The following is a 22,507-nucleotide window of genomic DNA, read 5'->3' as shown; positions in this document are numbered from 1 at the left end:
CTTGATCACATCGCGCCGACGCTGTAGACCGTCGCGCGAGTAACGAGCTCAAGGCTAATCTGAAATCGATTTCACATCTAGTTGTTGATTCACGACGCCCTTCCGCAGCAGGGCGTTGCCGTACACGCGGGTCTCGCTGGTGCGGATCACCAGAAAGGCGGCGGCGGCCAGGTCGTAGAAGCCGAAGCGGTCGGCGAACCGCGCCCCGGCCGCATCCACGCCCGCCGCGGCGAGGAGCTCGCGCTGCACCTCGAGCACCTCCCCGTCCGCCGAGCGCATGAGCTCCAGCGCGGGGGTGTCATCGAGGGGGAGCACCGAGCGGACGGCGGCGAGGACGGCTGGGGTCGTCGTGCCCGGCATGGAGAGCACGCGCCGTCCGAGCGCATGCGCGGGGAAGTGCGCGTCGGCGACGACGACCGCGTCGGAGTGCCCCATGTCATCCAGGTGGCGCAGCAGCTCCCCGGTCAGCAGCGGATGGATCCCCGTCAGCATCGCTGGTCCTTCCCGTCGGGCGCGAGGCCCGCGTCGTCGAGGTCGCGCCAGAACCCCTCCGGGACGGGCGCGACGAGATGGGCGGCGTTCGCCGTCAGGTGGCCCGGCCGGCTGCCGCCCACGACGACAGACCGGACGAGGGGATCGCGCAGCGGATACTGAACAGCGGCCGCTGGGAGGGCGACGCTCCAGGCCTCGCAGACGTCCGCGATCCGCTGCACCCGCTCCCAGACGGCGTCCGGCACCGCACCGTACTCGTAGCGTCCGGCCCGCGTCGGGCGCTCGGCCGCCAGCAGGCCGGAGTTGAACACGGACGCCGCCACCACGGCGGTGCCGCGCTCGCGGCACGCCGGTAGCGCATCTGCCGCGGCGGGCTGCTCGAGGAGCGTGTAACGGCCGGCGATCATCACGACGTCCAGGTCGGCGCCCCGGACACAGGCCGCGATGCTCTCCGACGACATCGAGCCGATGCCCACCGCTGCGACCGTCCCGGCGGCGCGCTCGGCCTCGAGTGCAGGAAGCGCCTCCGCGAGGGCCTGCTCGAGGTCGTGCCGCTCCGGATCGTGCACGTAGACGATGTCGATGCGCTCGATGCCGAGCCGCTCGCGCGACTCGTCGAGGCTCCGGCGGATCCCGTCGGCGCTCAAGTCCCACACCCGCCGGAGCGTGTCGGGCACGTGGAAGTCAGCTGCGAGGTCGAGCCCGCCGGTGTGGTCCGGGTTCGGTCGGAGGAGTCGTCCGACCTTCGTCGAGAGCACGTACTCGTCGCGCGGCTTATCGCGTAGGAACGCGCCGAGGCGTCGCTCCGACAGGCCGAGGCCGTAGTGCGGGGCGGTGTCGAAGTACCGCACTCCGCTGTCCCACGCGGTCTCCAGGATCCGGCGCGCCTCATCGTCGGCGAGGGGTCGGAAAAGGTTGCCGAGATTAGCCGCGCCGTAGCCGAGGGCGGTCAGCGTGGGAGTGCGGGACTCACGCGTAGACATGCGCTCCCCGCCACCGGTAGGTCTCGATGCTCCCCGGTCGCATCTCCATCCCGTTCCCCGGCGTCATCGGTGCGCGGTAGGTGCCGCCTCGCACGTCGGCGGGCGCGACGAAGTGCTCGTGGAGGTGGTCGACGTACTCGATCATCCGCCCCTCGCGCGTGCCGCTGACCGCCACGAAATCGAACATCGACAGGTGCTGCACGGCCTCGCACAGCCCCACCCCCCCGGCATGCGGGCAGACGCGCGCGCCGAACTTCGCCGCGAGCAGAAGCGTGGCGATGTTCTCATTCACACCTGCGACGCGAACAGCGTCGATCTGCACGACCTCGATACCCCGCGCCTGCAGAAGCTGCTTGAACATCACGCGGCTGTGCGCGTGCTCGCCGCCCGCGATGGGGATGGGAGCGACGGCGGCGGCGATCTCGGCGTGTCCCAGGATGTCGTCGGGGCTCGTCGGCTCCTCCACCCAGGCGGGGCCGTACGGTGCGAGGGCGGTGATCCACGCGATCGCCTGCGGCACCTCCCAGCGCTGGTTGGCGTCGATCGCAATCGGGTACTCCGGGCCGCACACCTCGCGTGCGATCCGCAGGCGCCGGATGTCGTCTTCGACATCGGCGCCGACCTTCAATTTGATCTGGGGGAATCCGTCTTCGACAGCCTCGCGGCACAGGCGCGCGAGCTTGTCGTCGGAGTAGCCGAGCCAGCCGGGCGTAGTGGTGTACGCGGGGTAGCCGGTTGCGCGGAGCGCCGCTTCCCGATCGGCGCGCCCCGGCTCGGCGGCGCGCAGGACGTCGAGGGCCTCGGCCTCGGTGAGCGCGTTGCCGAGGTAGCGGAAGTCCACGAGGGAGACCAGCTCCTCCGGGGTCATCCGCGCCAGCAGGAGCCAGAGGGGGAGTTCCGCGCGCTTGGCCTTGAGGTCCCACAGGGCATTGACCACCGCGCCGATCGCCATGTGCATGACGCCCTTCTCGGGGCCGAGCCAGCGCAGCTGCGAGTCGTTGACGAGGGAGCTCCACGTGGCGCCCATGTCGGCCAGCAGGGCCTCGGCGTCCTGTCCGACCAGGTGCGGGGCGAGGGCGTCGACGGCCGCGACCTGGACGTCGTTGCCTCGGCCGATCGTGAAGACGAAGCCGTAGCCGCTCTCGCCGGTGTCGAGCACGATCCGGACGTAGGCGGCACTGTAGTCCGGGTCGGGGTTCATCGCGTCCGAGCCGTCCAGGCTCACCGACGTGGGAAACCGCACGTCGGTGGTCTCCACTGCGACGATCTTGCTCACAGTCTCCCCCTTGCGGCGCCGGTTGCGCCGCTCGAAGTGTAAACATCGGATGTCTATACTGTCAACGGACCCACCCCTACGTGAAATAGCGTCGGGCGATGACCCCGGGGTCCTCGGGAGAATCATGAGATTTGCGCGACTCGGCCCCATGGGCCATGAGATCCCCGTTCTGCTCGACGGGGAGGACACCTACGATCTTCGCCCGGTGACATCAGATGTCACGGGGGACTTCCTCGCCGCCGACCCCGTCGGGGTCGTGCGCGCGGCGCGCGCCGAACGCCGGCTCGCGCCGCTCGAAGGAGCGTCGGGGCTGCGCGTGGGCGCACCGATCGCGCGGCCGTCCGCCATCGTCTGCGTCGGCATGAACTATGCCGCGCACGCAGCTGAGTCCGGATCCGCCCCACCCGAGGTGCCGATCATCTTCCTCAAGACGCCGAACACCGTTGCCGGACCGGACGACGACGTCACGATCCCTCGGGGCAGCGACAAGACCGACTGGGAGGTCGAGCTGGGCGTCGTCATCGGCCGTCGCGGCGCCTACCTGGATGGACCCGAGCAGGCGCGCGACCACATCGCCGGCTACGTGACCGCGAACGACCTGTCGGAGCGCACGTTCCAGCTCGAGGTGTCGGGCGGGCAGTGGTCGAAGGGGAAGTGTGCACCCGGCTTCAGTCCGCTCGGGCCCTGGCTCGTCACGGCCGACGAGGTCGACCCAACAGAGCTGCGGCTGCGAAGCTTCGTCAACGGCGAGCCCCGGCAGGACTCGTCGACCGCGGACCTCATCTTCCCGGTTGATCATCTGGTCTGGCACCTGTCGCAGTTTCTGACCCTGGAGCCGGGTGACCTCATCCTCACCGGGACGCCCGAGGGTGTCGCACTGTCGGGCCGATTCCCTTATCTCCGACCCGGGGACGTCGTGGAGATCGAGATCGAGGGGCTCGGCCGTCAACGTCAGACCTTCCGGGCCTGGGAGGCCCGGTCGTGACCGGCGCGCTCGACGGGCTCGCCGCGATCGTCTCGGGCGGGGCGTCCGGAATCGGCGCGGCGATCACGCGCCGCCTCCTGGGCGAGGGCGCACGGGTCGCGGTGCTGGACCTTGATCCGAGCACCGCGACGCCCGAAGCCGCGGTTTTGCGCGCCGACGTCGCCGACCGTGCGGACGTCGAGGCCGCCGTGCGCGCGGCGGCCGAGCGGTTCGGCGGCCTCGACATCGTCGTCACCAGCGCCGGGATCGGCGCCCAGGGAGACATCGCCGCCAACGACGACGACGAATGGGCGCGAGTTCTGTCGGTCAATGTCACCGGAGTGGCTCGCACCGTGGCGGCGGCCCTCCCGTGGCTGCGACGCTCGCCCGCCGCTGCCGTGTGCACCGTGTCATCGATCGCCGCGACGGCGGGGCTGCCGCAGCGCGCGCTGTACAGCGCGTCGAAGGGTGCGGTGTCCGCGCTCACGCGGGCGATGGCGGCCGACCACCTTCGTGAGGGGGTTCGCGTCAATGCGGTCAACCCCGGCACCGCCGACACGCCCTGGGTCGGTCGGCTGCTCGCGTCGGCCGACGATCCCGCCGCTGAGCGCGCGGCGCTCGAGGCCCGCCAACCGCACGGCCGGCTGGTAGACCCCGACGAAGTCGCCGCCGCCGTGGTGTATCTCGTGAGCCCCGCCGCGGGCTCGACGACCGGCGCCGTCATCGAGGTCGACGGCGGCATGGCATCCCTCCGCCTTCGCCCCCACCCGTGAACCGCCCCCACCCGCCCCTCTCTCGTGGACACGCGATGTCACCCGGGGCAGGTGCTCGGCGTATCTTCCAGGCCTGCAGTGCGCTTCAAGCCATGCCGTACGCTCGTGCGGCGTTCCCCCACAGCAGGTCGTCGCGCTCGGCCCCCGACCAGTCGGCCGTCCAGGCGAGAACGGCCCGGAGCCAGCGAGAGTAAGGGACGGACACCGGCCAGTCGCTGCCGAACATCAGCCGCTCGGGCCCGAACGCGTCCCGCGCGACGTCGAGTGCGGCACGGACGTCGTCCGCCGTCCACTGCGGCCTCGCCTCGGCCGGGAGCCCGGACACCTTCGCGATCACGTGCGGTCGCCGCGCGAGCTCCCGCAGGTCTTCCGTCCACTTCGGATCAGCCCGCGCGCCCGGCGGCTTGCCCAAGTGGTCCAGGATGAGGGGCAGCTCCGGCACGGCGTCTGCCAGAGCGATCACCTCCCGCAATCCCCCGGCGCGCACGCACGCGTCGAAGACCAGGCCCGCCGCAGCGACCGCCCGCAGCCCGTCGCGCACGGCGGGCGACGTCGCGAATCCGGGCGCTTCGTCCTGCAGGACCCGCCGCACCCCTACGACGCGGGGACGAGTGCGCAACGCCTCGAGTTCCCCGACGACGTCCTCCCCCCGCTCGACGGCTGCGCGCGCCACGATGCCGACGATGCCCGCGGCCTCCGCCCGGGCGAGCACCCAGTCCACCTCGGCGAGCGCCTGCGCGTGCGCGCACTCCGCCTGCACGAAGACGAACGCGCGGGCGGCCGCCGGGGGAGCGTCGTCGACCGCGGCCGCGAGTTCCGGAGTGTCGAAGCGGGCGCGCAGGTCGTCGCTGAGCCAGGCATACTCGAGGACCGCCGGATCCCACAGATGCAGGTGGGAGTCGAGGACGCGCATGCGCCCATTCTTCCCGCGACGACGCAACCCCGCCAGCAGAGATCCGACCTTTAGTATCAGGGCATGGCGCTCACAGACCAGGCGATCGACCGGATCAAGGACATGATCGTGCGCGGCGAGCTGCGCCCGGGCGACCGGCTGCCGCCGGAGAAGGAACTGTCCGAGCGGCTGGGTCTGTCGCGTAGCTCGCTGCGCGAGGCTGTCAAGGCGCTCGAGGTCATCAGGGTCCTCAGCGTGCGCCGTGGCGACGGCACGTACGTCACGAGCCTGGAACCGAGCCTGCTCCTGGAAGCGATCTCCTTCGTCGTGGACATGCACGACGACGCCTCGCTGCTGGAGGTCTTCCAGGTGCGGCGCGTCCTGGAATCCCACGCCGCGGGACAGGCGGCGCAGCGCCGGACCGATGAGGACGTCGCGGAGCTGGAGGCCGAGATCGCCGGCGCGGCCGCATCGGCGGACGTCCCGGAGCTCGTCGAGCACGACCTGCGATTCCACGGCCGGATCTCCCAGATCGCCGGGAACTCCTACCTCAGCAGCCTCATCGACTCGCTCAGCAGCCGGACCGTCCGCGCTCGGATATGGCGCGGGATGACCGAGGAAGGCGCCGTGAGGCGAACGCTCGCGGAGCACCGCGCCATCCTCGACGCAATCGCGGAGGGTGACGCGGACCTGGCGGCCGCGCTCACGTCGGCGCACGTCGCGGGAGTCGAACGCTGGCTCCGCCGGGCGGCGCGGCCCTGAGCGCGGCCGTCAGGACAGCCGCGCGATCGCATCCTCGAACTCGGCGGCGGAGCGTTCGCTGGTCGGATCGAGCAGCGTCGCCTCTAGGACGGCAGGGGCGGCGGTGAAGTAACCGACCCCGGCCTCACGCAACGCGACGAGGTCCTCCGGGGACCGCAGGCTCGCCGCGAGGACGTCCGTCCCGGAGCCCGCGCAGACAGCCTGCATCCGGCCGATGAGCGCGTGTCCGTCAACGCCCGCGTCGGTCAGTCGGCCGAGATAAGGGGCGATGAAGCGGGCTCCGATCGACGCCGCGACAAGCGCCTGCGGAACGCTGTACACCGCCGTGACGAGGACGGTCGCGCCGCTTCGAACGAGGATCTTGGCGGCGGCGAATCCGGCGCGCGTTGCGGGGACTTTCACGCCGACCCGGTCGCCGAGTTCTCGCAGATCTTCTCCGGCGCGGCGCAGCTGCGCTGCATCCGTCCCCCAGGCCTGGAAGAACACCTCTTCGGCGCCCTCCTCGATCCATCGGGCGTAGAGATCGGCGAGCTCGACCAGGCGGCGGCCGCTGCGCTCGAGAATCGTCGGGTTGGTCGTGACGCCGCGGACGAGGCCGTCCCGCAGAAGCGGGCTCAGCGCCACGGTGTCAGCGCTGTCGACGTAGAGCACGGGGGCGGCGATCATCGGACTTCTCGGCTCCAACCTGTCGTTACAGGTGACGACTCGGCTAATGTAATGACAGCCGACGGTGAAGTCAAAGATCCCCTGGGAGGCACCGATGCCTGACTCCGATCGCGCCGCGCCGCGCGGCGTAGCGGTGGTTGGCAGCGTCACTGCCGACCTCACCACGTTCTCGGGGCGCCTGCCCGTGCCCGGTGAGACGATTCTCGGCGAGGACTTCACCCTCGTCCTAGGCGGCAAGGGCGCCAATCAGGCCGTCGCGGCCGGACGTGCGGGCGCCGAGGCCAGTTTCATCGCGTGCGTCGGATCCGACCTCTTCCACGACCTGATCGTCGACGGCCTGACCGAGGCCGGGGTCGACATCGCGCATCTGCGCACCGTCCCCGGTCCGACCGGCATCGCGCATATCCGGGTGGACGCCTCCGCACAGAATGACATCGTGATGGTGCCGCTCGCCAACGCGGCGCTCAGCGTCGCGCAGATCGATGCCGCCCTCGGCGCCCTCGACGGAAGCGCCGCCGTGCTCCTGACGCAGCTGGAGATCCCCGCAGAGCTCGCCTGTCATGCTCTGCGCGCCGGACGCGATCGCGGCATGACGGTCGTCCTGGATCCGGCGCCCGCGGCTGAGCTTCCGGAGGACGTCTGGGCGTGCGTCGACGTCGTCACTCCCAACGAGAGTGAGGCGAGTCTGCTCACCGGCATCCCCGTCGTCGATGCTGCCTCGGCCAAGGCCGCCGGACGCTGGTTCCTCGCCCGGGGCGCACGCGCCGCTGTCGTGACGCTCGCGGGAGCGGGCGCTCTGCTCGTCACCGACTCCGAAGTCGAACTGATCCCGCCGTTCCCGGTCACGCCCGTCGACACCACGGCGGCCGGTGACGCCTTCTCCGGCTACCTCGGTGCGGCCCTGGCCGCGGGAGAGCCGCTCGTTGCCGCCGCGCGCCGCGCGGCCGCTGCCGGCGCGCTCACCGTCACCGTGCGCGGCGCTTCACCCAGCCTTCCCCACGCGGACCGCGTGGATGCTCTCCTCGCCGCCCATGCAGCACCAGGAGTCCGATCGTGAGACGCACCGCCACGACAATCAACCCCGCTCTGTCCCGCCTCATCAGCGAAACGGGCCACACGGATCTCGTCGTCGTGACCGACGCGGGACTTCCGATCCCGCCGGGGAGCGAACGGATCGACCTCGCCTACCGCCCGGGAGCGCCTGCGTTCCTCGACGTCCTCGACACGGTGCTCGCTGAGCTCGCGGTGGAGGGCGCGACGGCGTCGGCGGAGGTCGCCGAGCGCAGCCCGCACGTCCTGGCGGCGCTCCGCGAGCGCCTCGAGCCCCTCGGAGTGGAGATCGCGCTCATCCCGCACGACGAGTTCAAGCGGCTGTCAACAGCGGCCCGGGCTTTCGTGCGGTCGGGCGAATTCACTCCCTATGCCAATGTGATCCTGCACGCCGGCGTGGTCTACTGAGCCATGACCCTCGCTTCGACCTCAGACGCGCCGTCGTCGCCCGCCATTGACCGGCGCTCCGCCGCGCCGATGTACGACCAGCTGCGGCGACTCATCATCGATGGGATCGCCTCGCAGAGCCTTCGTCCGGGCGATCTGCTGCCGGGCGAGCACCGGCTCTGCGAACTCTACGGGATTTCGCGGACGGTCGTCCGCCAGGCCCTCGGGCAGCTCGAGCACGAGGGGATCATCGAGCGGGTGAAGGGAAAGGGCACGTTCGTCGCCCGCCCCAAGACCAGTGAAGCGCTGATGCACACCCTGATCGGGCTGTACGACGACGTCGAGCGCCGCGGCGGTCACGTCCGAAGCGACGTGCTTCGCCACGAGACGGTGCCCGCGACGCCCGAAGTCGCGGAGGCGTTGGCCGTCGTGGTCGACGCCCCCGTCATCCTTCTCGAACGGCTTCGTTACGTCGACGACGACCCTTGGTCGCTGTCCACGACCTGGATGCCCGAGGCGGTCGGCGCGGTGACGTTCGGTGCCGATCTGCGCGAGGGTTCCCTGTACCGGGTCCTCGCCGAGCATGGCTTGCGCGCGGTCGCGGGCGTCCGCTCGGCCGAGGCGACGGTGGCCTCACCAGAGCAGGCGCAGCTGCTGGCGATCTCGCCCGGATCCGCCCTGCTGCGGTTGCGCAGCGTCAGCCGCGACGCGGCAGGCGTTCCCCTCGAATTCTTCATCGCGTACCACCGCGGCGACCGCAGCCGGTTCGAGTTCGAACTGCGCGCCGACGCCGCCGGCGCGAGTCTCGTGCCTGTCGGTGCGGGCGGATCCGACTGAGTATGGCCGTGACCACCATCTACGACGTCGCACGCGAAGCCGGGGTATCCCCCGCGACCGTGTCCCGGGTGTTCAATGGCATCTCTGTGTCCCCGGAGAAAGCCGAGGCGGTGCGCCGCGCCGTCGACGCGCTCGGCTTCGTCCCTAACCGGACCGCGAGGACTCTTCGAACGCAGCATGCGCAGGCGGTGGCGCTGGTGATCCCCGACATCGAGAACCCCTACTACACCGAGATGGCCCGCGGGATCGAGGACATCGCTTCGGAGGCGGGATACTCCGTCGTATTGTGCAACTCGGATGGGGATCCGGATAAGGAGGCGTCGTACCTGCGCATCGCGGCATCCACCCACATGGCGGGGGTGCTCATCGCGGCGGCGAGCCCGACGTCCGATCTCGCGCCGTTCGCCGCAGGCGGGCGGCCTGTCGTCGCGGTGGACCGTCGGGCCGGCGACGTCGACGCCGTCGTGATGGCCAATCGCGAGGCCGGAGCCGAGGCCACGGCGCGGCTGTGGGACGCAGGGTTCCGGCGGATCGCGTGCGTGTCGGGGCCCGCCGACATCGAAACCGCGCGCGAGCGCGCCCTCGGCTGGGCCGACGCCCTTCGAGCGCGGGGTGTCGAGCCCGAACCCGCGCTGCTGCAGCACTCGACGTTCCGAGTGGAGGGTGGACGGGAGTGCGTAGACGCCCTGTTCTCGGGGGTCGACCGACCCGACGCGGTCGTCGCGGGCAACAACCTTCTCGGCGTGGGCGTCCTCCAGCGCCTGGCCGAGCTCGATCTTGCTCCGCCGCGGACCGGGGTGGCAGTGATCGGCTCGCTCCCATTCGCCACGACGCCGGCGGACTTCGCCACGGTCGTGCGACTCCCCGCTCGCGAGATGGGGATGACTGCGGCGCGCATGCTGCTGGAGCGCATCGGGGGCGATGATGAGCCGCCACGCCTCGTGACCCTCCGCGGTGAGGTCCGTCCCGCCGGCCGGTGACGAGCCCGCCCGTCGGCGACGACCTCGTTGCGTCGTGGTCACGGTGGAACTGAAATCGATTTCACGTTACACTGACGGGCGAGCACGGGAGGTACGGATGACGCGACGCTGCGTCCTAGGGGTCGATATCGGCACGTCCAGCACGAAGGGTGTCCTCGTCGACGCCGCAACCGGCGAGGTACTCGCCACCGCGACCGCCGCCCACGACGTGCATCGGCCCCGCCCGGGCCACGTCGAGATGGATGCGAACATCTGGTGGGCCGAGTTCTGCCACCTGAGCACGCAGCTGAACGAGGACCCCGCGGCATCCGGAGCCGAGGTGATCGCGGTGGGCGTGAGCGGCATGGGTCCGTGCGTACTCCTCGCGGACGCCGACGACCGGCCCGTCCGGCCTACGATCTTGTACGGCGTAGACACCCGCGCCGTCTCCCAGATCGAGCGGTTGACCGCGGAGCTCGGCGCTGAGCACATCGTCCGCGTCGGCGGGTCCGCGCTCACGACGCAGGCCGCGGGTCCGAAGATCGCATGGATCGCCGAGGAGGAGCCCGATGCCTACGCGCGGGCGCGGCGCCTCTTCATGCCCGCGTCCTGGCTCGCGCGACGGCTCACCGGCGCCTACGTGCTGGATCACCAGTCGGCGAGCCAGTGCACGCCGCTGTACGACATCGAGGCGCACGCGTGGCACGCCTCCGGGTGGGATCGCATCGCACCGGGGATCGAGCCGCCCCGTCTGGCGTGGGCGGGTGACATCGTCGGGGAGGTGACACCCGACGCCGCGGCGCAGACGGGGATCGCCGCCGGCACCCCTGTCATCGCCGGAACGATCGACGCCTGGACCGAAGCCGTCAGTGCGGGCGCCCACGGCGTCGGCGACCTCATGCTGATGTACGGCACGACGATGTTCCTGGTGGCGACAGGGAACCACGTCCTGCGCACGCCGTCGATGTGGACGACCGTCGGCGCTTTCCCGGGGACAACCAATCTGGCCGGGGGCCTCGCGACCTCCGGTGCCCTCACCGCGTGGCTGCGGGACCTCACCGGCGCCGATTTCCCCCAGCTGCTCGTTGAGGCGGAGGTGTCCGGTCCCGGCGCCCGCGGGCTTCTGATGCTGCCGTACTTCGCCGGCGAGCGAACTCCTATCCTCGACGCGGATGCGCGCGGCGTCATCGCGGGGCTCACCCTCGGACACACCCGCGGCGACCTGTACCGCGCCGCACTCGAGGCGACCGCCTTCGGGGTTCGCCACAACGTCGAGACGATGCGGGCCGCCGGCGCCGATGTCCGCCGCATCGTCGCGGTGGGCGGCGGCACTCAGGGCCGGCTGTGGCTGCAGACCGTCTCGGACGTCACGGGGCTTACGCAGGAGGTGCCGCGCATCACCATCGGTGCGAGCTACGGCGCCGCCTTCCTCGCCGCGGGCGCGGTGTCCTCCGATCCGCCCCGCATCGATGACTGGAACCCTGTCGTGGACACCATCACGCCGGATGCGTCGCGTGGCCCGCATTACGACCGGCTCTTCGACCTGTATCTGAATCTTTATCAGGGCGGGAGGGACGTCGCGCACGCCCTCGCCGCCCTGCAGCGCACGGAAGGAATCCCCTCATGACCTACACATTCCCGCAGCCCCAGGTGGCGCGGACAGCGGCGCCCCGCACGGCCTACCTGATCGCCTCCGGCGACTTGCGCGAGTCGGCGAACATCGCCGGGTGGCCGACGCAGGCGGCCATGGAGACTGAGGTCGTCCGCGCCTTCAATGAGCTGGGCTGGACGGTCATCCGCGCCAACGAGGTCGACCCCGACACGGGTCATGGCTTCATCTCGAGCCAGCGCATGGGCCTGGACGTCTTCACGCGGATCCCCGAGGACGCCCCCCTCATCGTCGCGGAGGCCGTGTGGCAGTACTCCCACCACGTCCTCGCCGGATTGCGGACGCACCGCGGCCCCATTCTCACGGTGGCGAACTTCGCGGGGGACTGGCCCGGGCTCGTCGGCCTTCTCGGCCTAAATGCGGGCCTGACAAAGATGGGCCGGGACTATGCCACGATCTGGTCGGTCGACTTCACCGACGAATGGTTTCGAGAGGGATTGCGGGAATGGGTCGAAACCGGCCGCATCACCCACGACGCCTCGCACGTGCGCGACCTGCCTGCTCTCCCCGACACCGCCGAAGTCGCGCTCGGCCGGGCGCTGGGCGATCAGCTCCTCGCGGAGAAGGCCATCATCGGCGTCTTCGACGAAGGCTGCATGGGGATGTACAACGCCATCTTCGACGACGAGCTCCTCAATCCGCTCGGCATCTATAAGGAGCGACTGTCGCAGTCCGCGCTCTACGCCGAGATGCTGAGCGTGACGGACAAAGAGGCCGATGCGGCCTACGAGTGGCTCGTCGATCGCGGCATGACCTTCCGCTACGGCGAGGATCCCATCACAGAGCTGACGCGCGATCAAGTGCAGTGGCAGCTGAAAATGTACATCGCCGCGCTGCGCATCTCCGACGACTTCGGACTCGACGCCGTCGGCATCCAGTATCAGCAGGGACTGAAGGATCTCGTCCCGGCATCGGATCTCGCCGAGGGCATCCTGAACTCCACCGAACGCCCGCCGGTGTTCTCTCGCGACGGGAGGCGCGAGCTTTTCGCCGGTCGCGCCTTTCCGCATTTCAACGAGGCGGACGAGGGCGTGGCCGTCGACGCGCTCGTCACCGACCGGGTGTGGACCGCCATGGGCCTGATCCCCGACAACACGCTCCACGATGTGCGCTGGGGAGAGGAGTACGACGGACGCTTCGTCTGGGTCTACGAGATCTCGGGGTCTGTCCCCGCCTCGCACCTCGGCGGGTGGGACAAGGCCGAAGGATGGCGCCAAGGCCACGTCTTCTTCCCCGCCGGTGGCGCTACCGTCAACGGCGTCTCGCGGCCCGGGGAACTCGTCGTCAGTCGCGTCTTCATCGCCGACGGCATCGTGCAGGTCGACATCTTCCGCGCCTCGGCGATCGAGCTGCCCGACGACGAGACCCGGCGCCGGAAGGAGGCCACCAACCCCGAGTGGCCGATCGCCCACGTCGTCCTCCACGGCGTCACGCGCGATCAGTTCATGGCGCGGCACAAGGCGAATCACGCGCAGGTCGTCTACTCCCCCGACGCCGCGACCGCCGACCGGGCGCTCATGGCGAAAGCCGCGATGTTCGAGCGCATCGGCGTGAAGGTCAACCTCGTCGGGGACGTCACCATGTGACTCCCCGCCTCGGAGGGCGGATCGAACTTGAGTCAATTCATATCAAGTTCAGTTGACCGATGGCGCGGGGGTGGCGTAGTGTTGAGCCAACGCGACTCAACCCTCCGTGACCCGGTCGCGTGTGGACTTTCGGACAACGCCCCGGGTCGAGGCTCTCGGCCCCGTGAAAAGGAGAAACACACATGGCACGTGCTGTTGGTATCGACCTCGGAACGACGAACTCCGTCGTCGCGGTGCTGGAGGGCGGCGAGCCCAAGGTGATCGCGAACGCCGAGGGCTTCCGCACCACCCCCTCGGTGGTCGCTTACACCAAGGACGGCGAGATCCTCGTCGGCGAGACCGCCAAGCGTCAGGCGGTCACCAACGTCGACCGCACCGTCTCGAGCGTCAAGCGCCACATGGGCACGAACTGGACCTTCGAGGTCGACGGCAAGAAGTGGACGCCGCAGGAGATCTCGGCCCGCATCCTGCAGAAGCTCAAGCGCGACGCCGAGCAGTACCTGGGCGACACCGTGACCGACGCGGTCATCACGGTGCCGGCGTACTTCAACGACGCCGAGCGTCAGGCCACCAAGGAGGCCGGCGAGATCGCGGGTCTGAACGTCCTGCGTATCATCAACGAGCCCACCGCCGCCGCCCTCGCGTACGGCCTGGACAAGGGCAAGGAGGACGAGCTCATCCTCGTCTTCGACCTCGGTGGCGGTACCTTCGACGTCTCGCTCCTCGAGGTGGGCAAGGACGACGACTTCTCCACCATCCAGGTGCGCTCCACCGCCGGTGACAACCGTCTCGGCGGTGACGACTGGGACCAGCGTCTGGTCGAGTACTTCATCAAGCAGTTCAAGGACACCACCGGTGTCGACGTCTCGGGCGACAAGATCGCCCTGCAGCGACTGAAGGAGGCCGCCGAGCAGGCGAAGAAGGAGCTGTCCTCCTCGACCAGCACCTCGGTCAACCTCCCCTACCTGTCGCTGACCGACTCGGGCCCCGTCTCGCTGTCGGAGACGATCACCCGCGCGAAGTTCGAGGACCTCACCAAGGACCTCCTCGACCGCACCAAGAAGCCGTTCGAGGATGTCATCCGCGAGGCCGGCATCAAGGTCGCCGACATCGCCCACGTCGTGCTCGTCGGCGGTTCGACCCGTATGCCCGCCGTGTCGGAGCTCGTCCAGCGCGAGGCCGGCAAGGAGCCCAACAAGGGTGTGAACCCCGATGAGGTCGTCGCCGTGGGCGCAGCCCTGCAGGCCGGTGTGCTGAAGGGCGAGCGCAAGGACGTCCTGCTCATCGACGTCACCCCGCTGAGCCTCGGCATCGAGACCAAGGGTGGCATCATGACCAAGCTCATCGAGCGCAACACCGCCATCCCGACCAAGCGGAGCGAGACCTTCACGACCGCCGACGACAACCAGCCGTCGGTCGCGATCCAGGTCTTCCAGGGCGAGCGCGAGTTCACCCGCGACAACAAGCCGCTCGGCACGTTCGAGCTCACCGGCATCGCGCCGGCTCCCCGGGGCATCCCGCAGATCGAGGTCACCTTCGACATCGACGCCAACGGCATCGTGCACGTCTCGGCGAAGGACAAGGGAACCGGCAAGGAGCAGTCGATGACGATCACCGGCGGCTCGTCGCTGCCGAAGGACGACATCGAGCGCATGGTGCGCGAGGCCGAGGAGCACGCGGCGGAGGACAAGAAGCGCCGTGAGGCCGCGGAGGTCCGAAACCAGGCCGAGACGCTCGCCTACTCGGTCGACAAGCTCATCAAGGACAACGACGACAAGCTGCCCGCCGACGTCAAGGAGTCGGTCCAGGCCGACGTCGATGCGCTGAAGACCGCGCTCGCCGGTGACGACGACGACGCGGTGAAGTCGGCGTTCGAGAAGCTGTCGCAGTCGCAGGGCAAGATCGGCGAGGCGATCTACTCGGCGAACCAGGCCGCGCCGCAGGCCGACGGTGCCGCCGCCGGTGGCGAGGGTGCGCCCGCGGGCGACCAGCCGTCGAACGATGAGGACGTCGTCGACGCCGAGGTCATCGACGACGAGGAAGACAAGAAGTAACCATGGCGAAAGACAAGGACGACCCCACGGTTCCCGGGCCTGACCCCGAGGACGGTTCGGCGCCCGAGTCGGCAGACGCCTCACCGAACGCGTCGGCGGACGCAGCGAGCGCAGAGGAGGGCGACTTCACCGTCGACGACATCCTCAGCGCCGCCCAGTCCGCCGACGCGGCGGCAGCGGATGACACCGACGCCGTCGCCGACCGCGTCGAGGCTCTGGAGTCGCAGCTTCTCACCGACCTGAAGCGCCTGCAGGCGGAGTACGCCAACTACCGCCGCCGCACCGAGGAACAGCGCGAGATCGAGATCGAGCGTGCCAAGGGGGCCGCCGCCAAAGGCCTGATCCCCGTGCTCGACGACCTCGACCGTGCCGCCAAGCACGGCGATCTCGTCGAGGGCACGCCCTTCGCCGCCATCGCCGACAAGGTGCGGGCTGTCGTCGAGCGCATGGGCGTGGAGGCGTACGGCGCCGCCGGCGAGGCCTTCGACCCCCAGCACCACGAGGCGATCTTCCAGCAGCCGACCCCCGGCGCGACCGAGGCGACCATCCTCGAGGTGGTCGAGACGGGTTACCGGCTGGGCTCGACCGAGCTGCGTCCGGCGAAGGTCGTCGTCGCGGTGCCGGCAGAGTAGGCCGGAGACGCCATGGCCAGCCAGGACTGGTTCGAGAAGGACTTCTACAAGGTACTGGGGGTCTCCAAGGAGGTCTCCGACGCCGATCTGAAGAAGACCTATCGCAAGCTCGCGCGGCAGTATCACCCCGACTCCAAGCCGGGGGATGCTGCGGCCGAGGCGAAGTTCAAAGAGATCAGCGAAGCGTACGCGGTGCTCTCCGACCCCGAGCAGCGTGCCGAGTACGACCAGATCCGTGCCATGGGCTCGGGCGCGCGCTTCACTGCGGGCGGCCCGGGCGCCGGCGGGTTCGAAGACGTCTTCAGCGCGTTCGGTCAGAGCCGCGGGGGTGGGCGCTACGAGTCGGCCGACTTCGACGACATCTTCGCGATGTTCAACCAGCAGCAGGGAGGCAGCTTCGGCTCGGGTCGGTTCGGGCAGCCCACCGGCGGCTTCCGCGGCTTCGGCGGCCCGACCCGCGGGTCGGATGTCACGGCGCGCACGACCATCGACTTCGTCACCGCCACGAAGGGCGAGACCATCACCCTCCAGGGCGAGGACGGCAAGCCGTTCAAGGTGAAGATCCCCGCCGGCGTCGCCGACGGGCAGCGCATCCGCCTCCGCGGTCGCGGACGTCCCTCTCCCGACGGCGGCGAAAGCGGCGACATCGTCGTGCAGGTGACGGTGCGCCCCCACCCGGTGTTCACCCGTGAGGGACTGAACCTGCGCGTGGTGGTTCCGGTGACCTTCACCGAGGCGGCTCTGGGCGCCACGATCGAGGTCCCGACGCTCGGTGGCGACCCGGTGAAGCTGCGTGTCGCGCCGGGCACCCCCTCGGGACGCGTGCTGCGCGTCAAGGGACGCGGTGTCTCGACTCAGAAGGGCACCGGCGACCTGCTCGCCGAGGTGCAGGTGGTCGTGCCCTCCCACCTCGAGGGCGCCGCGCGCGAAGCGCTCGAACGCTTCCACGAGGTGGAGCCGAAGGAGAACCCGCGGGCGGACCTCATGGCCAAGGCGCGCGGCTGACACGGGAGGGACGGATGACGGACCACGTCGACATCGACGGTGACGCGCCGATCTTCGCCATCGCCGCGGCGGCGGAGCTGTCGGGCATGCACCCGCAGACGCTGCGCCAGTACGACCGGCTCGGTCTCGTCGTCCCCGCTCGCACTCAGGGCGGTTCCCGCCGCTACTCGCTCCGCCACGTCGAGCAGCTGCGCGAGGTTGCGCGGCTGTCCGCCGACGGTATGAGCCTCCCCGCGATCGCGCGGCTCATCTCCCTCGAACAGCGCGTGCACGACCTCACCCGTCGTGTGCGGGACCTCGAACAGCAACTCGAGATGGAGCGCCAGTCACGCCCGGGGGCGCGGGTCTTCGCGGCGGGCGCGACCGGCTCTGTCGTCACCCTGCGCCATGGCACGCGCGTGCGCCGCGCCACCGAGCTGGTGGTCTGGCGCCCGCGTCATCCGCTCTCTCCGGGCGCTCGAGACGAATCGGCCTAGCCGACACGCGCGGGGGTGCCGCCGACTCGCGGGCGGGAGCGATCGCCTTCTAGGCTGAGGCCCGCGCCGGGATCGATCTCGGCGTTCGTCCTGTCCTCACACATCCCCGAAAGTTCCATGGATACCTCACGCCTCATCCACCGTCTTCTCGCCGCGGGTGCCGTCGGCACCCTCGCCGTCGCTCTCTCCGGATGCGTGAGCTTCACCGCTCCCTCCACCGTGGAGCGGGACGAGGAGTCGCAGGAGGTCGTCGAGGGCGGGAACGCCGACGTGTTCGCCATCGCGGTGGGGGACTGCTTCACCGAGGTGACCGAGACCGAGATCAATCAGCTGCCGGTGGTCCCCTGCGGCGAGTCGCACGACTACGAGGTCTTCCATCTCTTCGATATGCCCGACGGAGAGTGGCCGGGCGCCGAGGCCGTCGACGCGGCTGCGGAGGAAGGGTGTCTGTCTGCTTTCGAGCCGTTCGTCGGGATCTCCTACGAGGAATCGGTGTTCATCGCAGACTCGATCGACCCGTCCGAGCAGTCGTGGGGAGACGGCGATCGCGAGATCATCTGCATCCTGTCCGACCCGTCGGGTCCGACCGAGGGATCGGCCGAGGGCACCGCGCGCTGATCGCGCGGGCCGCGCCCACTCACTCCTCGGTGCCGCGGTGGCGGCGGAACTCCTCCCAGTCCTCGTACGACAGATCGGCGTAGGCGTACGCCCACTCCACCACGGCGTCCTCGAACCGCCGCCCGCCCCCGACGTAGCCGGCGGCGGTGGCCCCCGTCGGTGATTGCCCGTGGGCGCGCGCCAGTGTCGCCGCGCACGCCATGGCGTACCAGCGGAACGGCTTGTCCTCCATCGCCTCGGCGTCGAAGCCGCCCTTCATGTCGTGGAACTGCCGCACGTAGAAGTCGCGCCGCGCGCCGGACGGCGATCGGCGGATATGACCGAGGAAAGGATCGGACACCGCCTGCAGGATGCGCTGGAGCGCGACCACCCGCCCTCCGTTGCCATAGGTGTCGATGAAGGTCGTGACCGCCTCGGGCTGCGTCACGCGCCCGTACTGCACGAGCACGCTCTCGCCGGCCTCCTTCCCCTGAAGGAGGAGCACATCGCCGTCGCCGTCTTGGAGCGCGATCAGCAGACAGCGCGTGCCGACGCTGCCGACGCCGACCACCCGAGCCGACACGTCGGCCATCGCGTACTTCTGCAGCAGGAGCCGGATGTCGACATTGACCGACAGCCGGTACTCGTCGAGGACCCGCCATGCCCGTTCCTCGTCGCCGGCGGTGAGATGGGTCATCACCGGGGGATCGTCGAGGAGCGTCACGCGGCCGTGTTCATCGGTCGTCGTCAGCTTGCGCGCGGCACGGGAACCGGTGCGTTTCTGCGCCGATCGCACCGCGCGCTCGACGACCGCCGCCGTCTCCGGATCGGTCGAAAGGCGAGCACCGAGCGCGTCGAAGCGGTCGAAGTACCGCTCGAGCGGAGACCGCTTGGCGGCGGTGCGGAGCCCCCGCTGATACGTGCGGACGGCCTGCCGCGCCGCATCCTCGACGACGGCGTCGTCGCGCGAGGTCGCGCGGCCGGCGATGACGACGCTGGTGGCGAGGCGCTTGAGATCCCACTCGAAGGGAGCCCAGGCCGACTCGTCGAAATCGTTCAGATCGAACACGAGCGTGCGCTGGGGCGACCCGTAGAGGCCGAAGTTCGACAGGTGCGCGTCGCCGCAGGAGGCGACGAGGATGCTCGTGCTCGGGCAGCGCGACAGGTCGTCGGCCATGATCGCTGCGCTTCCCCGGTAGAACGCGAAAGGACTCGCCCCCATGCGGGCGGTGCGCAGCGGCACGAGCTCCGGCACGCGATCGACGTCTTGGGCATCGAGGACGGCCATCGGGTCTCGGCCGGTGGCCACGAGCTGGGAGAGCGCGCCACGGGGCGTCCGACCCCGCTCGATCTTGCCCTCCGCCGTGTGGGCGGACAGGCCCGGGGGTGGCATCCACGGATCTCGAGGCACGGCGCCTCCTCTCACCCGGCGGCATCACCGCCTGATCAGACGGTACGGGATGGGAGCGCACGCCGCCAGCACCGGCGTGCGCTCCCGGCCGAGGCCGATCGCCGCCGTTACTGTCGTGCCGTGAGCGTCACATCGACCGGCGGACCCGCGACCCGGGCGTTGACCGCCGATCAATGGCAGAGACTCACCTATTGGCCGCTGATCATCACGTCGCTGGTCTTCATCGTCGTGTACTCGTGGCAGGTGATCGCCGACTTGCAGGGGCCGGCCTACGCCGTCGCACGGGTCGTCATCGGGGTCACATGGGTCGTCTTCGCGGTCGACTACATCGTCCGGTTGGCCCTGGCGGATCCGCGCGGGAAGTGGTTCCGAGGTCACCTGTTCGACCTCGCGGTCGTCGTGATCCCGGCGCTTCGGCCGCTGCGGCTCCTTCGCGCGCTGACCGTCGTCAAGGCGCTCCAGCGCACGGCGGGATCCGCCATCCGCAACCGTGTGGCGATCTACGGCGCCGGAGCGGCCGCGATCCTCATCTGGATCGCCGCGCTCGCCGTCCTGGAGGCCGAGCGCGGAGCCCCCGGCGCCAACATCGAGAACTTCGGCGACGCGGTCTGGTGGGCCTTCGTCACCATCACCACCGTCGGCTACGGCGACTTCTATCCCGTCACCTGGTGGGGCCGCGTCGTGGCGGTGCTGCTGATGTGCGGCGGGATCGCGGTGGTCGGCGTCGTGACGGCGACGGTGTCGTCGTGGGTGATCGAGCGCGCGGCGGCGACTGTCGGCGACGACACCGAGCCGGCCACGCGTGGGCAGGTGCGCGAGCTCGCCCAGCAGTTGGCCGCGGTGAGCGCCAAGCTCGGCGACCCGCCCGCGCGATGACCCCGCGCGCCTAGGCTGGGTCGATGGCCCCGGTCCTCGTCCTCATCGACATCCAGCGCGACTACTTCCCCGGCGGACGCTTCCCCCTGGTGGATCCGGATGCCGCAGCCGAGCGTGCCGCGGAGCTTCTGGCGGCCTTCCGCGAGGCCGGGCTTCCGATCGTGCACGTGCGCCACGAGTCATCCGGTTCGGGGAGCTTCCTCGAGGCCGGGACTCCGGGAGCCGAGATCGACCCGCGGGTCGCCCCCGAGGGCGACGAGACGGTCGTCGTCAAGCATCACCCGAACGCGTTCCACGGCGCGTCCTCCCACGGGGGCCCGCTCGGCGAGGCGCTCGCCGCCCACGTCGGCGCATCGCTCGTCATCGCCGGGATGATGACGAGCATGTGCGTGGACGCCAGTGTGCGCGCGGCATCCGATCTCGGCTGGAAGGTGACGGTCGCCGCCGATGCCTGCGCCGCGCCCGACCTGGCCTTCGGCGGAGTCGCCGTCGGCGGAGCCGACGTGCACGCGGCGTTCCTCGCCGCGCTCGCGAGCGCGTACGCGCGGGTCGCGCCGGTCGCCGAAGTGGTCGCGGCGCTTCGCGCCCCCGCCTGACCGCCCGGGCGTCCGCGCCCCCGCGTCCGCGCCCCCGCCCCCGCGTCCCCGCTCCGCGCCCCCGCGTCCGCGCCCCCGCGTCCGCGCGTCCCCGCTCCGCGGCCCCGCGTCCGCGCGTCCCCGCTCCGCGGCCCCGCGTCCGCGCCACACCCGCATCTCGCGACCCCGCCCACACCTCCCCCTCCTCGCGACCCGTCGATTCCTGCGGGTGCTGGGCTCATCGGGCCGCACTTCTTGACGGGTCGCGTTCGCACCGCGCGGCCGATGCCCTCGCGGCCGATGCCCGCGCGGCCGATGCCCGCGCGCCCGCACATCCCCCCTGAGCACCCCGCGCGGGCGACCCGTCGATTCCTGCGGCCTGCTTGGTGGATCAGCCGCAGAAGGTGACGGGTCACGCAGGGCCGCCAGGTGCTCGTCGACTCCTGCACAGTGACGCGAATCGGCGGGCTGTCCACCGGCACGGTGCGACGCGTCATCCGGCTTCCCGGCAGCGGGATGCTGGGGCGATGCCGCATCCGAAACCTCTGCCCTCAGCCCTTGTCGGCAAACCGTTCTCGGTGGCCGAGGCGCTTCGTGAGGGAGCGTCGCCGGGTCGACTTCGTGCGCGCGACCTCGACGCGCCGTTCCAGGGCGTGCGTACCTTCACGCGCGGAGCATCGTCGTTCGTCGAGCGCGTGCGCGCGGTGGCGCCGAGGCTTCGCGACGGTGACGCGGTGAGCCACCTCGCTGCGCTCGCACTCGTCGGAGCCGACGCGATCGGCGGCCCGTCCGCGATGGTGGACGTCTGCTCTCGTGCACCCCTCGCCCGTATGCGGGCCCGTGGCGTGCGCGGACATCAGATCACCGATCGTTCCGTCCGCGTCGGCGCCGTGGCCGGCGTGCCCGCGGTGCACCCCGTCGACGCCTGGTGTCAGCTCGCCTCGGACCACTCCGTCAGAGAGCTCGTCATCGTCGGCGATGCGCTGGTCCGACGCCAGAACCCGGTCGCTGATCGGGAGGAACTTCGGCGTGCCACTGCGCAGTGGAGCGGCCGCCGCGGTGCGAAGCGGCTGAGGGAGGCGGAGGCGCTGGTGCGCCAGGGCACCGACTCTCCGCGCGAGACCCGGCTGCGCCTCGACGCCGCGGGGCACGGACTGCCGGAACCGGTGGTGAACCACCCCGTCTACGACGAAACCGGCCGGCTCGTCGCGATCCTCGATCTGGCTTACCCGGAGTACCGCGTCGGGCTGGAGTACGACGGCGACCACCACCGCACCGATGACGGGCAGTACTACCGCGACATCGAGCGACTCGACGCCCTCGCGCGGCTCGGTTGGCGTCACATCCGCGTGACGAGAGAGCACCGTGGCATCCGGCTGAGCCTCGTGCTGAGCCGAGTGTCCGACGCTCTCCGGGATCGCGGATGGCGGCCCGGATGACCAGCTGCGCGACCGGTCAGGAGTCGTCGGTCCGGCGGGGGGTGGCCCGCAGGAATCGACGGGTCGCGAGCGCGGGGGTAGGTGGGCGCGGAGACTGGTAGACACGACCCGTCAAGAATCGTGGGCTCGCGCGCGCGTGGGCCGCA

General features: G+C 70.5%; 23 protein-coding genes. 17 read left to right on the top strand and 6 right to left on the bottom strand.

The features are described from left to right. Nucleotides 1–54: 54 nt before the first annotated feature. From DT073_RS02030 to DT073_RS02020, 3 genes are read right to left on the bottom strand one after another with little or no spacing between them, the layout of a single operon-like run. Nucleotides 55–492 (bottom strand): RbsD/FucU family protein, encoded by a 438-nt coding sequence (locus DT073_RS02030; RefSeq protein ID WP_124291879.1) that lies wholly within the window; start codon nt 490–492, stop codon nt 55–57. Further along, nucleotides 486–1,475: an aldo/keto reductase gene (locus tag DT073_RS02025; RefSeq protein WP_124291878.1), complete on the bottom strand. Its 990-nt coding sequence runs from the start codon at nt 1,473–1,475 to the stop codon at nt 486–488. Before DT073_RS02025 ends, DT073_RS02030 begins: the two co-directional genes overlap by 7 nt. Further along, nucleotides 1,462–2,751, bottom strand: coding sequence for an enolase C-terminal domain-like protein (locus DT073_RS02020; RefSeq protein WP_124291877.1), 1,290 nt, complete (start codon nt 2,749–2,751; stop codon nt 1,462–1,464). Before DT073_RS02020 ends, DT073_RS02025 begins: the two co-directional genes overlap by 14 nt. 124 nt (nt 2,752–2,875) lie before the next feature. Here DT073_RS02020 and DT073_RS02015 point away from each other — a divergent pair, with 124 nt between their 5' ends. Together DT073_RS02015 and DT073_RS02010 are read left to right on the top strand one after the other, a co-directional pair. Then, nucleotides 2,876–3,736: a fumarylacetoacetate hydrolase family protein gene (locus DT073_RS02015; protein WP_124291876.1), complete on the top strand. Its 861-nt coding sequence runs from the start codon at nt 2,876–2,878 to the stop codon at nt 3,734–3,736. Continuing rightward, nucleotides 3,733–4,488 carry an SDR family NAD(P)-dependent oxidoreductase gene (locus DT073_RS02010; RefSeq protein WP_240638691.1) on the top strand — a complete coding sequence of 252 codons (756 nt, stop codon included), beginning with the start codon at nt 3,733–3,735 and terminating at the stop codon, nt 4,486–4,488. Before DT073_RS02015 ends, DT073_RS02010 begins: the two co-directional genes overlap by 4 nt. A gap of 85 nt (nt 4,489–4,573) precedes the next feature. Here DT073_RS02010 and DT073_RS02005 read toward each other — a convergent pair whose 3' ends face one another. Continuing rightward, nucleotides 4,574–5,401: an amidohydrolase family protein gene (locus DT073_RS02005; protein WP_124291874.1), complete on the bottom strand. Its 828-nt coding sequence runs from the start codon at nt 5,399–5,401 to the stop codon at nt 4,574–4,576. 63 nt (nt 5,402–5,464) lie between these two features. Here DT073_RS02005 and DT073_RS02000 point away from each other — a divergent pair, with 63 nt between their 5' ends. Beyond that, the gene (locus tag DT073_RS02000) at nt 5,465–6,142 is read left to right on the top strand and encodes a FadR/GntR family transcriptional regulator (RefSeq protein WP_124291873.1); all 678 of its coding nucleotides are present in this window, start codon (nt 5,465–5,467) and stop codon (nt 6,140–6,142) included. 9 nt (nt 6,143–6,151) lie between these two features. Here the strand turns inward: DT073_RS02000 and DT073_RS01995 are convergent, their stop codons facing one another. Then, a complete protein-coding gene (locus tag DT073_RS01995) occupies nt 6,152–6,808 on the bottom strand; it encodes a transaldolase family protein (RefSeq protein ID WP_124291872.1) in 657 nt (218 codons plus the stop codon). A gap of 94 nt (nt 6,809–6,902) precedes the next feature. On the opposite strand from DT073_RS01995, the gene DT073_RS01990 reads away from it, so the two are divergent. The 11 genes from DT073_RS01990 (at nt 6,903) to DT073_RS01940 (ending at nt 18,081) form a co-directional block, all read left to right on the top strand. Further along, nucleotides 6,903–7,865, top strand: a complete 963-nt coding sequence (locus DT073_RS01990; RefSeq protein ID WP_124291871.1) for a ribokinase — start codon at nt 6,903–6,905, stop codon at nt 7,863–7,865. Beyond that, the gene (rbsD, locus tag DT073_RS01985) at nt 7,862–8,266 is read left to right on the top strand and encodes a D-ribose pyranase (RefSeq protein ID WP_124291870.1); all 405 of its coding nucleotides are present in this window, start codon (nt 7,862–7,864) and stop codon (nt 8,264–8,266) included. The genes DT073_RS01990 and rbsD overlap by 4 nt, the downstream gene beginning before the upstream one ends. Nucleotides 8,267–8,269: 3 nt before the next feature. Beyond that, a complete protein-coding gene (locus tag DT073_RS01980; RefSeq protein ID WP_124291869.1) occupies nt 8,270–9,082 on the top strand; it encodes a GntR family transcriptional regulator in 813 nt (270 codons plus the stop codon). 2 nt (nt 9,083–9,084) lie between these two features. After that, a complete protein-coding gene (locus tag DT073_RS01975; protein ID WP_240638690.1) occupies nt 9,085–10,062 on the top strand; it encodes a LacI family DNA-binding transcriptional regulator in 978 nt (325 codons plus the stop codon). 97 nt (nt 10,063–10,159) lie between these two features. Next, a complete protein-coding gene (locus DT073_RS01970; RefSeq protein WP_124291867.1) occupies nt 10,160–11,668 on the top strand; it encodes an FGGY-family carbohydrate kinase in 1,509 nt (502 codons plus the stop codon). Next, complete coding sequence (locus DT073_RS01965; RefSeq protein WP_124291866.1) at nt 11,665–13,296, top strand: fucose isomerase; 1,632 nt, start codon at nt 11,665–11,667, stop codon at nt 13,294–13,296. The genes DT073_RS01970 and DT073_RS01965 overlap by 4 nt, the downstream gene beginning before the upstream one ends. Before the next feature lie 182 nt (nt 13,297–13,478). Next, a complete protein-coding gene (gene dnaK / locus DT073_RS01960; RefSeq protein ID WP_124291865.1) occupies nt 13,479–15,350 on the top strand; it encodes a molecular chaperone DnaK in 1,872 nt (623 codons plus the stop codon). A gap of 2 nt (nt 15,351–15,352) precedes the next feature. Beyond that, the gene (locus DT073_RS01955) at nt 15,353–15,982 is read left to right on the top strand and encodes a nucleotide exchange factor GrpE (RefSeq protein ID WP_124291864.1); all 630 of its coding nucleotides are present in this window, start codon (nt 15,353–15,355) and stop codon (nt 15,980–15,982) included. Nucleotides 15,983–15,994: 12 nt separating this feature from the next. Beyond that, nucleotides 15,995–16,987 carry a DnaJ C-terminal domain-containing protein gene (locus DT073_RS01950; RefSeq protein WP_124291863.1) on the top strand — a complete coding sequence of 331 codons (993 nt, stop codon included), beginning with the start codon at nt 15,995–15,997 and terminating at the stop codon, nt 16,985–16,987. A gap of 14 nt (nt 16,988–17,001) precedes the next feature. Continuing rightward, nucleotides 17,002–17,463: a heat shock protein transcriptional repressor HspR gene (locus tag DT073_RS01945; protein ID WP_124291862.1), complete on the top strand. Its 462-nt coding sequence runs from the start codon at nt 17,002–17,004 to the stop codon at nt 17,461–17,463. 117 nt (nt 17,464–17,580) lie between these two features. Continuing rightward, on the top strand, nt 17,581–18,081 hold the full coding sequence (locus DT073_RS01940; RefSeq protein ID WP_124291861.1) for a septum formation family protein: 501 nt from the start codon (nt 17,581–17,583) through the stop codon (nt 18,079–18,081). Between the two features lie 19 nt (nt 18,082–18,100). Here DT073_RS01940 and DT073_RS01935 read toward each other — a convergent pair whose 3' ends face one another. After that, nucleotides 18,101–19,471, bottom strand: a complete 1,371-nt coding sequence (locus DT073_RS01935; RefSeq protein WP_240638689.1) for a DUF2252 domain-containing protein — start codon at nt 19,469–19,471, stop codon at nt 18,101–18,103. 120 nt (nt 19,472–19,591) lie between these two features. Between DT073_RS01935 and DT073_RS01930 the strand changes: the two genes are divergently transcribed. The 3 genes from DT073_RS01930 (at nt 19,592) to DT073_RS01920 (ending at nt 22,361) form a co-directional block, all read left to right on the top strand. Continuing rightward, complete coding sequence (locus DT073_RS01930) at nt 19,592–20,347, top strand: potassium channel family protein (protein WP_124291860.1); 756 nt, start codon at nt 19,592–19,594, stop codon at nt 20,345–20,347. A gap of 23 nt (nt 20,348–20,370) precedes the next feature. Next, the gene (locus tag DT073_RS01925) at nt 20,371–20,943 is read left to right on the top strand and encodes a cysteine hydrolase family protein (protein WP_124291859.1); all 573 of its coding nucleotides are present in this window, start codon (nt 20,371–20,373) and stop codon (nt 20,941–20,943) included. Nucleotides 20,944–21,449: 506 nt separating this feature from the next. Beyond that, nucleotides 21,450–22,361 (top strand): hypothetical protein, encoded by a 912-nt coding sequence (locus DT073_RS01920; protein WP_124291858.1) that lies wholly within the window; start codon nt 21,450–21,452, stop codon nt 22,359–22,361. Nucleotides 22,362–22,507: the final 146 nt, after the last annotated feature.

The sequence above is a fragment of the Microbacterium sp. ABRD28 genome (genome assembly GCF_003850245.1).
Taxonomy (GTDB): domain Bacteria; phylum Actinomycetota; class Actinomycetes; order Actinomycetales; family Microbacteriaceae; genus Microbacterium.
This window is presented reverse-complemented; position numbering and strand designations above follow the sequence as displayed.

Coding starts and splice junctions, on each gene's coding strand:
- DT073_RS02005 (WP_124291874.1), bottom strand. CDS start 5,401: ATGCGCGTCCTCGACTCCCACCTGCATCTGTGGGATCCGGCGGTCCTC.
- DT073_RS01975 (WP_240638690.1), top strand. CDS start 9,085: ATGGCCGTGACCACCATCTACGACGTCGCACGCGAAGCCGGGGTATCC.
- DT073_RS01925 (WP_124291859.1), top strand. CDS start 20,371: ATGGCCCCGGTCCTCGTCCTCATCGACATCCAGCGCGACTACTTCCCC.
- DT073_RS01945 (WP_124291862.1), top strand. CDS start 17,002: ATGACGGACCACGTCGACATCGACGGTGACGCGCCGATCTTCGCCATC.
- DT073_RS01920 (WP_124291858.1), top strand. CDS start 21,450: ATGCCGCATCCGAAACCTCTGCCCTCAGCCCTTGTCGGCAAACCGTTC.
- DT073_RS02000 (WP_124291873.1), top strand. CDS start 5,465: ATGGCGCTCACAGACCAGGCGATCGACCGGATCAAGGACATGATCGTG.
- DT073_RS02030 (WP_124291879.1), bottom strand. CDS start 492: ATGCTGACGGGGATCCATCCGCTGCTGACCGGGGAGCTGCTGCGCCAC.
- DT073_RS01970 (WP_124291867.1), top strand. CDS start 10,160: ATGACGCGACGCTGCGTCCTAGGGGTCGATATCGGCACGTCCAGCACG.
- DT073_RS01955 (WP_124291864.1), top strand. CDS start 15,353: ATGGCGAAAGACAAGGACGACCCCACGGTTCCCGGGCCTGACCCCGAG.
- DT073_RS02015 (WP_124291876.1), top strand. CDS start 2,876: ATGAGATTTGCGCGACTCGGCCCCATGGGCCATGAGATCCCCGTTCTG.
- DT073_RS01940 (WP_124291861.1), top strand. CDS start 17,581: ATGGATACCTCACGCCTCATCCACCGTCTTCTCGCCGCGGGTGCCGTC.
- DT073_RS02025 (WP_124291878.1), bottom strand. CDS start 1,475: ATGTCTACGCGTGAGTCCCGCACTCCCACGCTGACCGCCCTCGGCTAC.
- dnaK (WP_124291865.1), top strand. CDS start 13,479: ATGGCACGTGCTGTTGGTATCGACCTCGGAACGACGAACTCCGTCGTC.
- DT073_RS01990 (WP_124291871.1), top strand. CDS start 6,903: ATGCCTGACTCCGATCGCGCCGCGCCGCGCGGCGTAGCGGTGGTTGGC.
- DT073_RS01980 (WP_124291869.1), top strand. CDS start 8,270: ATGACCCTCGCTTCGACCTCAGACGCGCCGTCGTCGCCCGCCATTGAC.
- DT073_RS01950 (WP_124291863.1), top strand. CDS start 15,995: ATGGCCAGCCAGGACTGGTTCGAGAAGGACTTCTACAAGGTACTGGGG.
- DT073_RS01965 (WP_124291866.1), top strand. CDS start 11,665: ATGACCTACACATTCCCGCAGCCCCAGGTGGCGCGGACAGCGGCGCCC.
- DT073_RS01995 (WP_124291872.1), bottom strand. CDS start 6,808: ATGATCGCCGCCCCCGTGCTCTACGTCGACAGCGCTGACACCGTGGCG.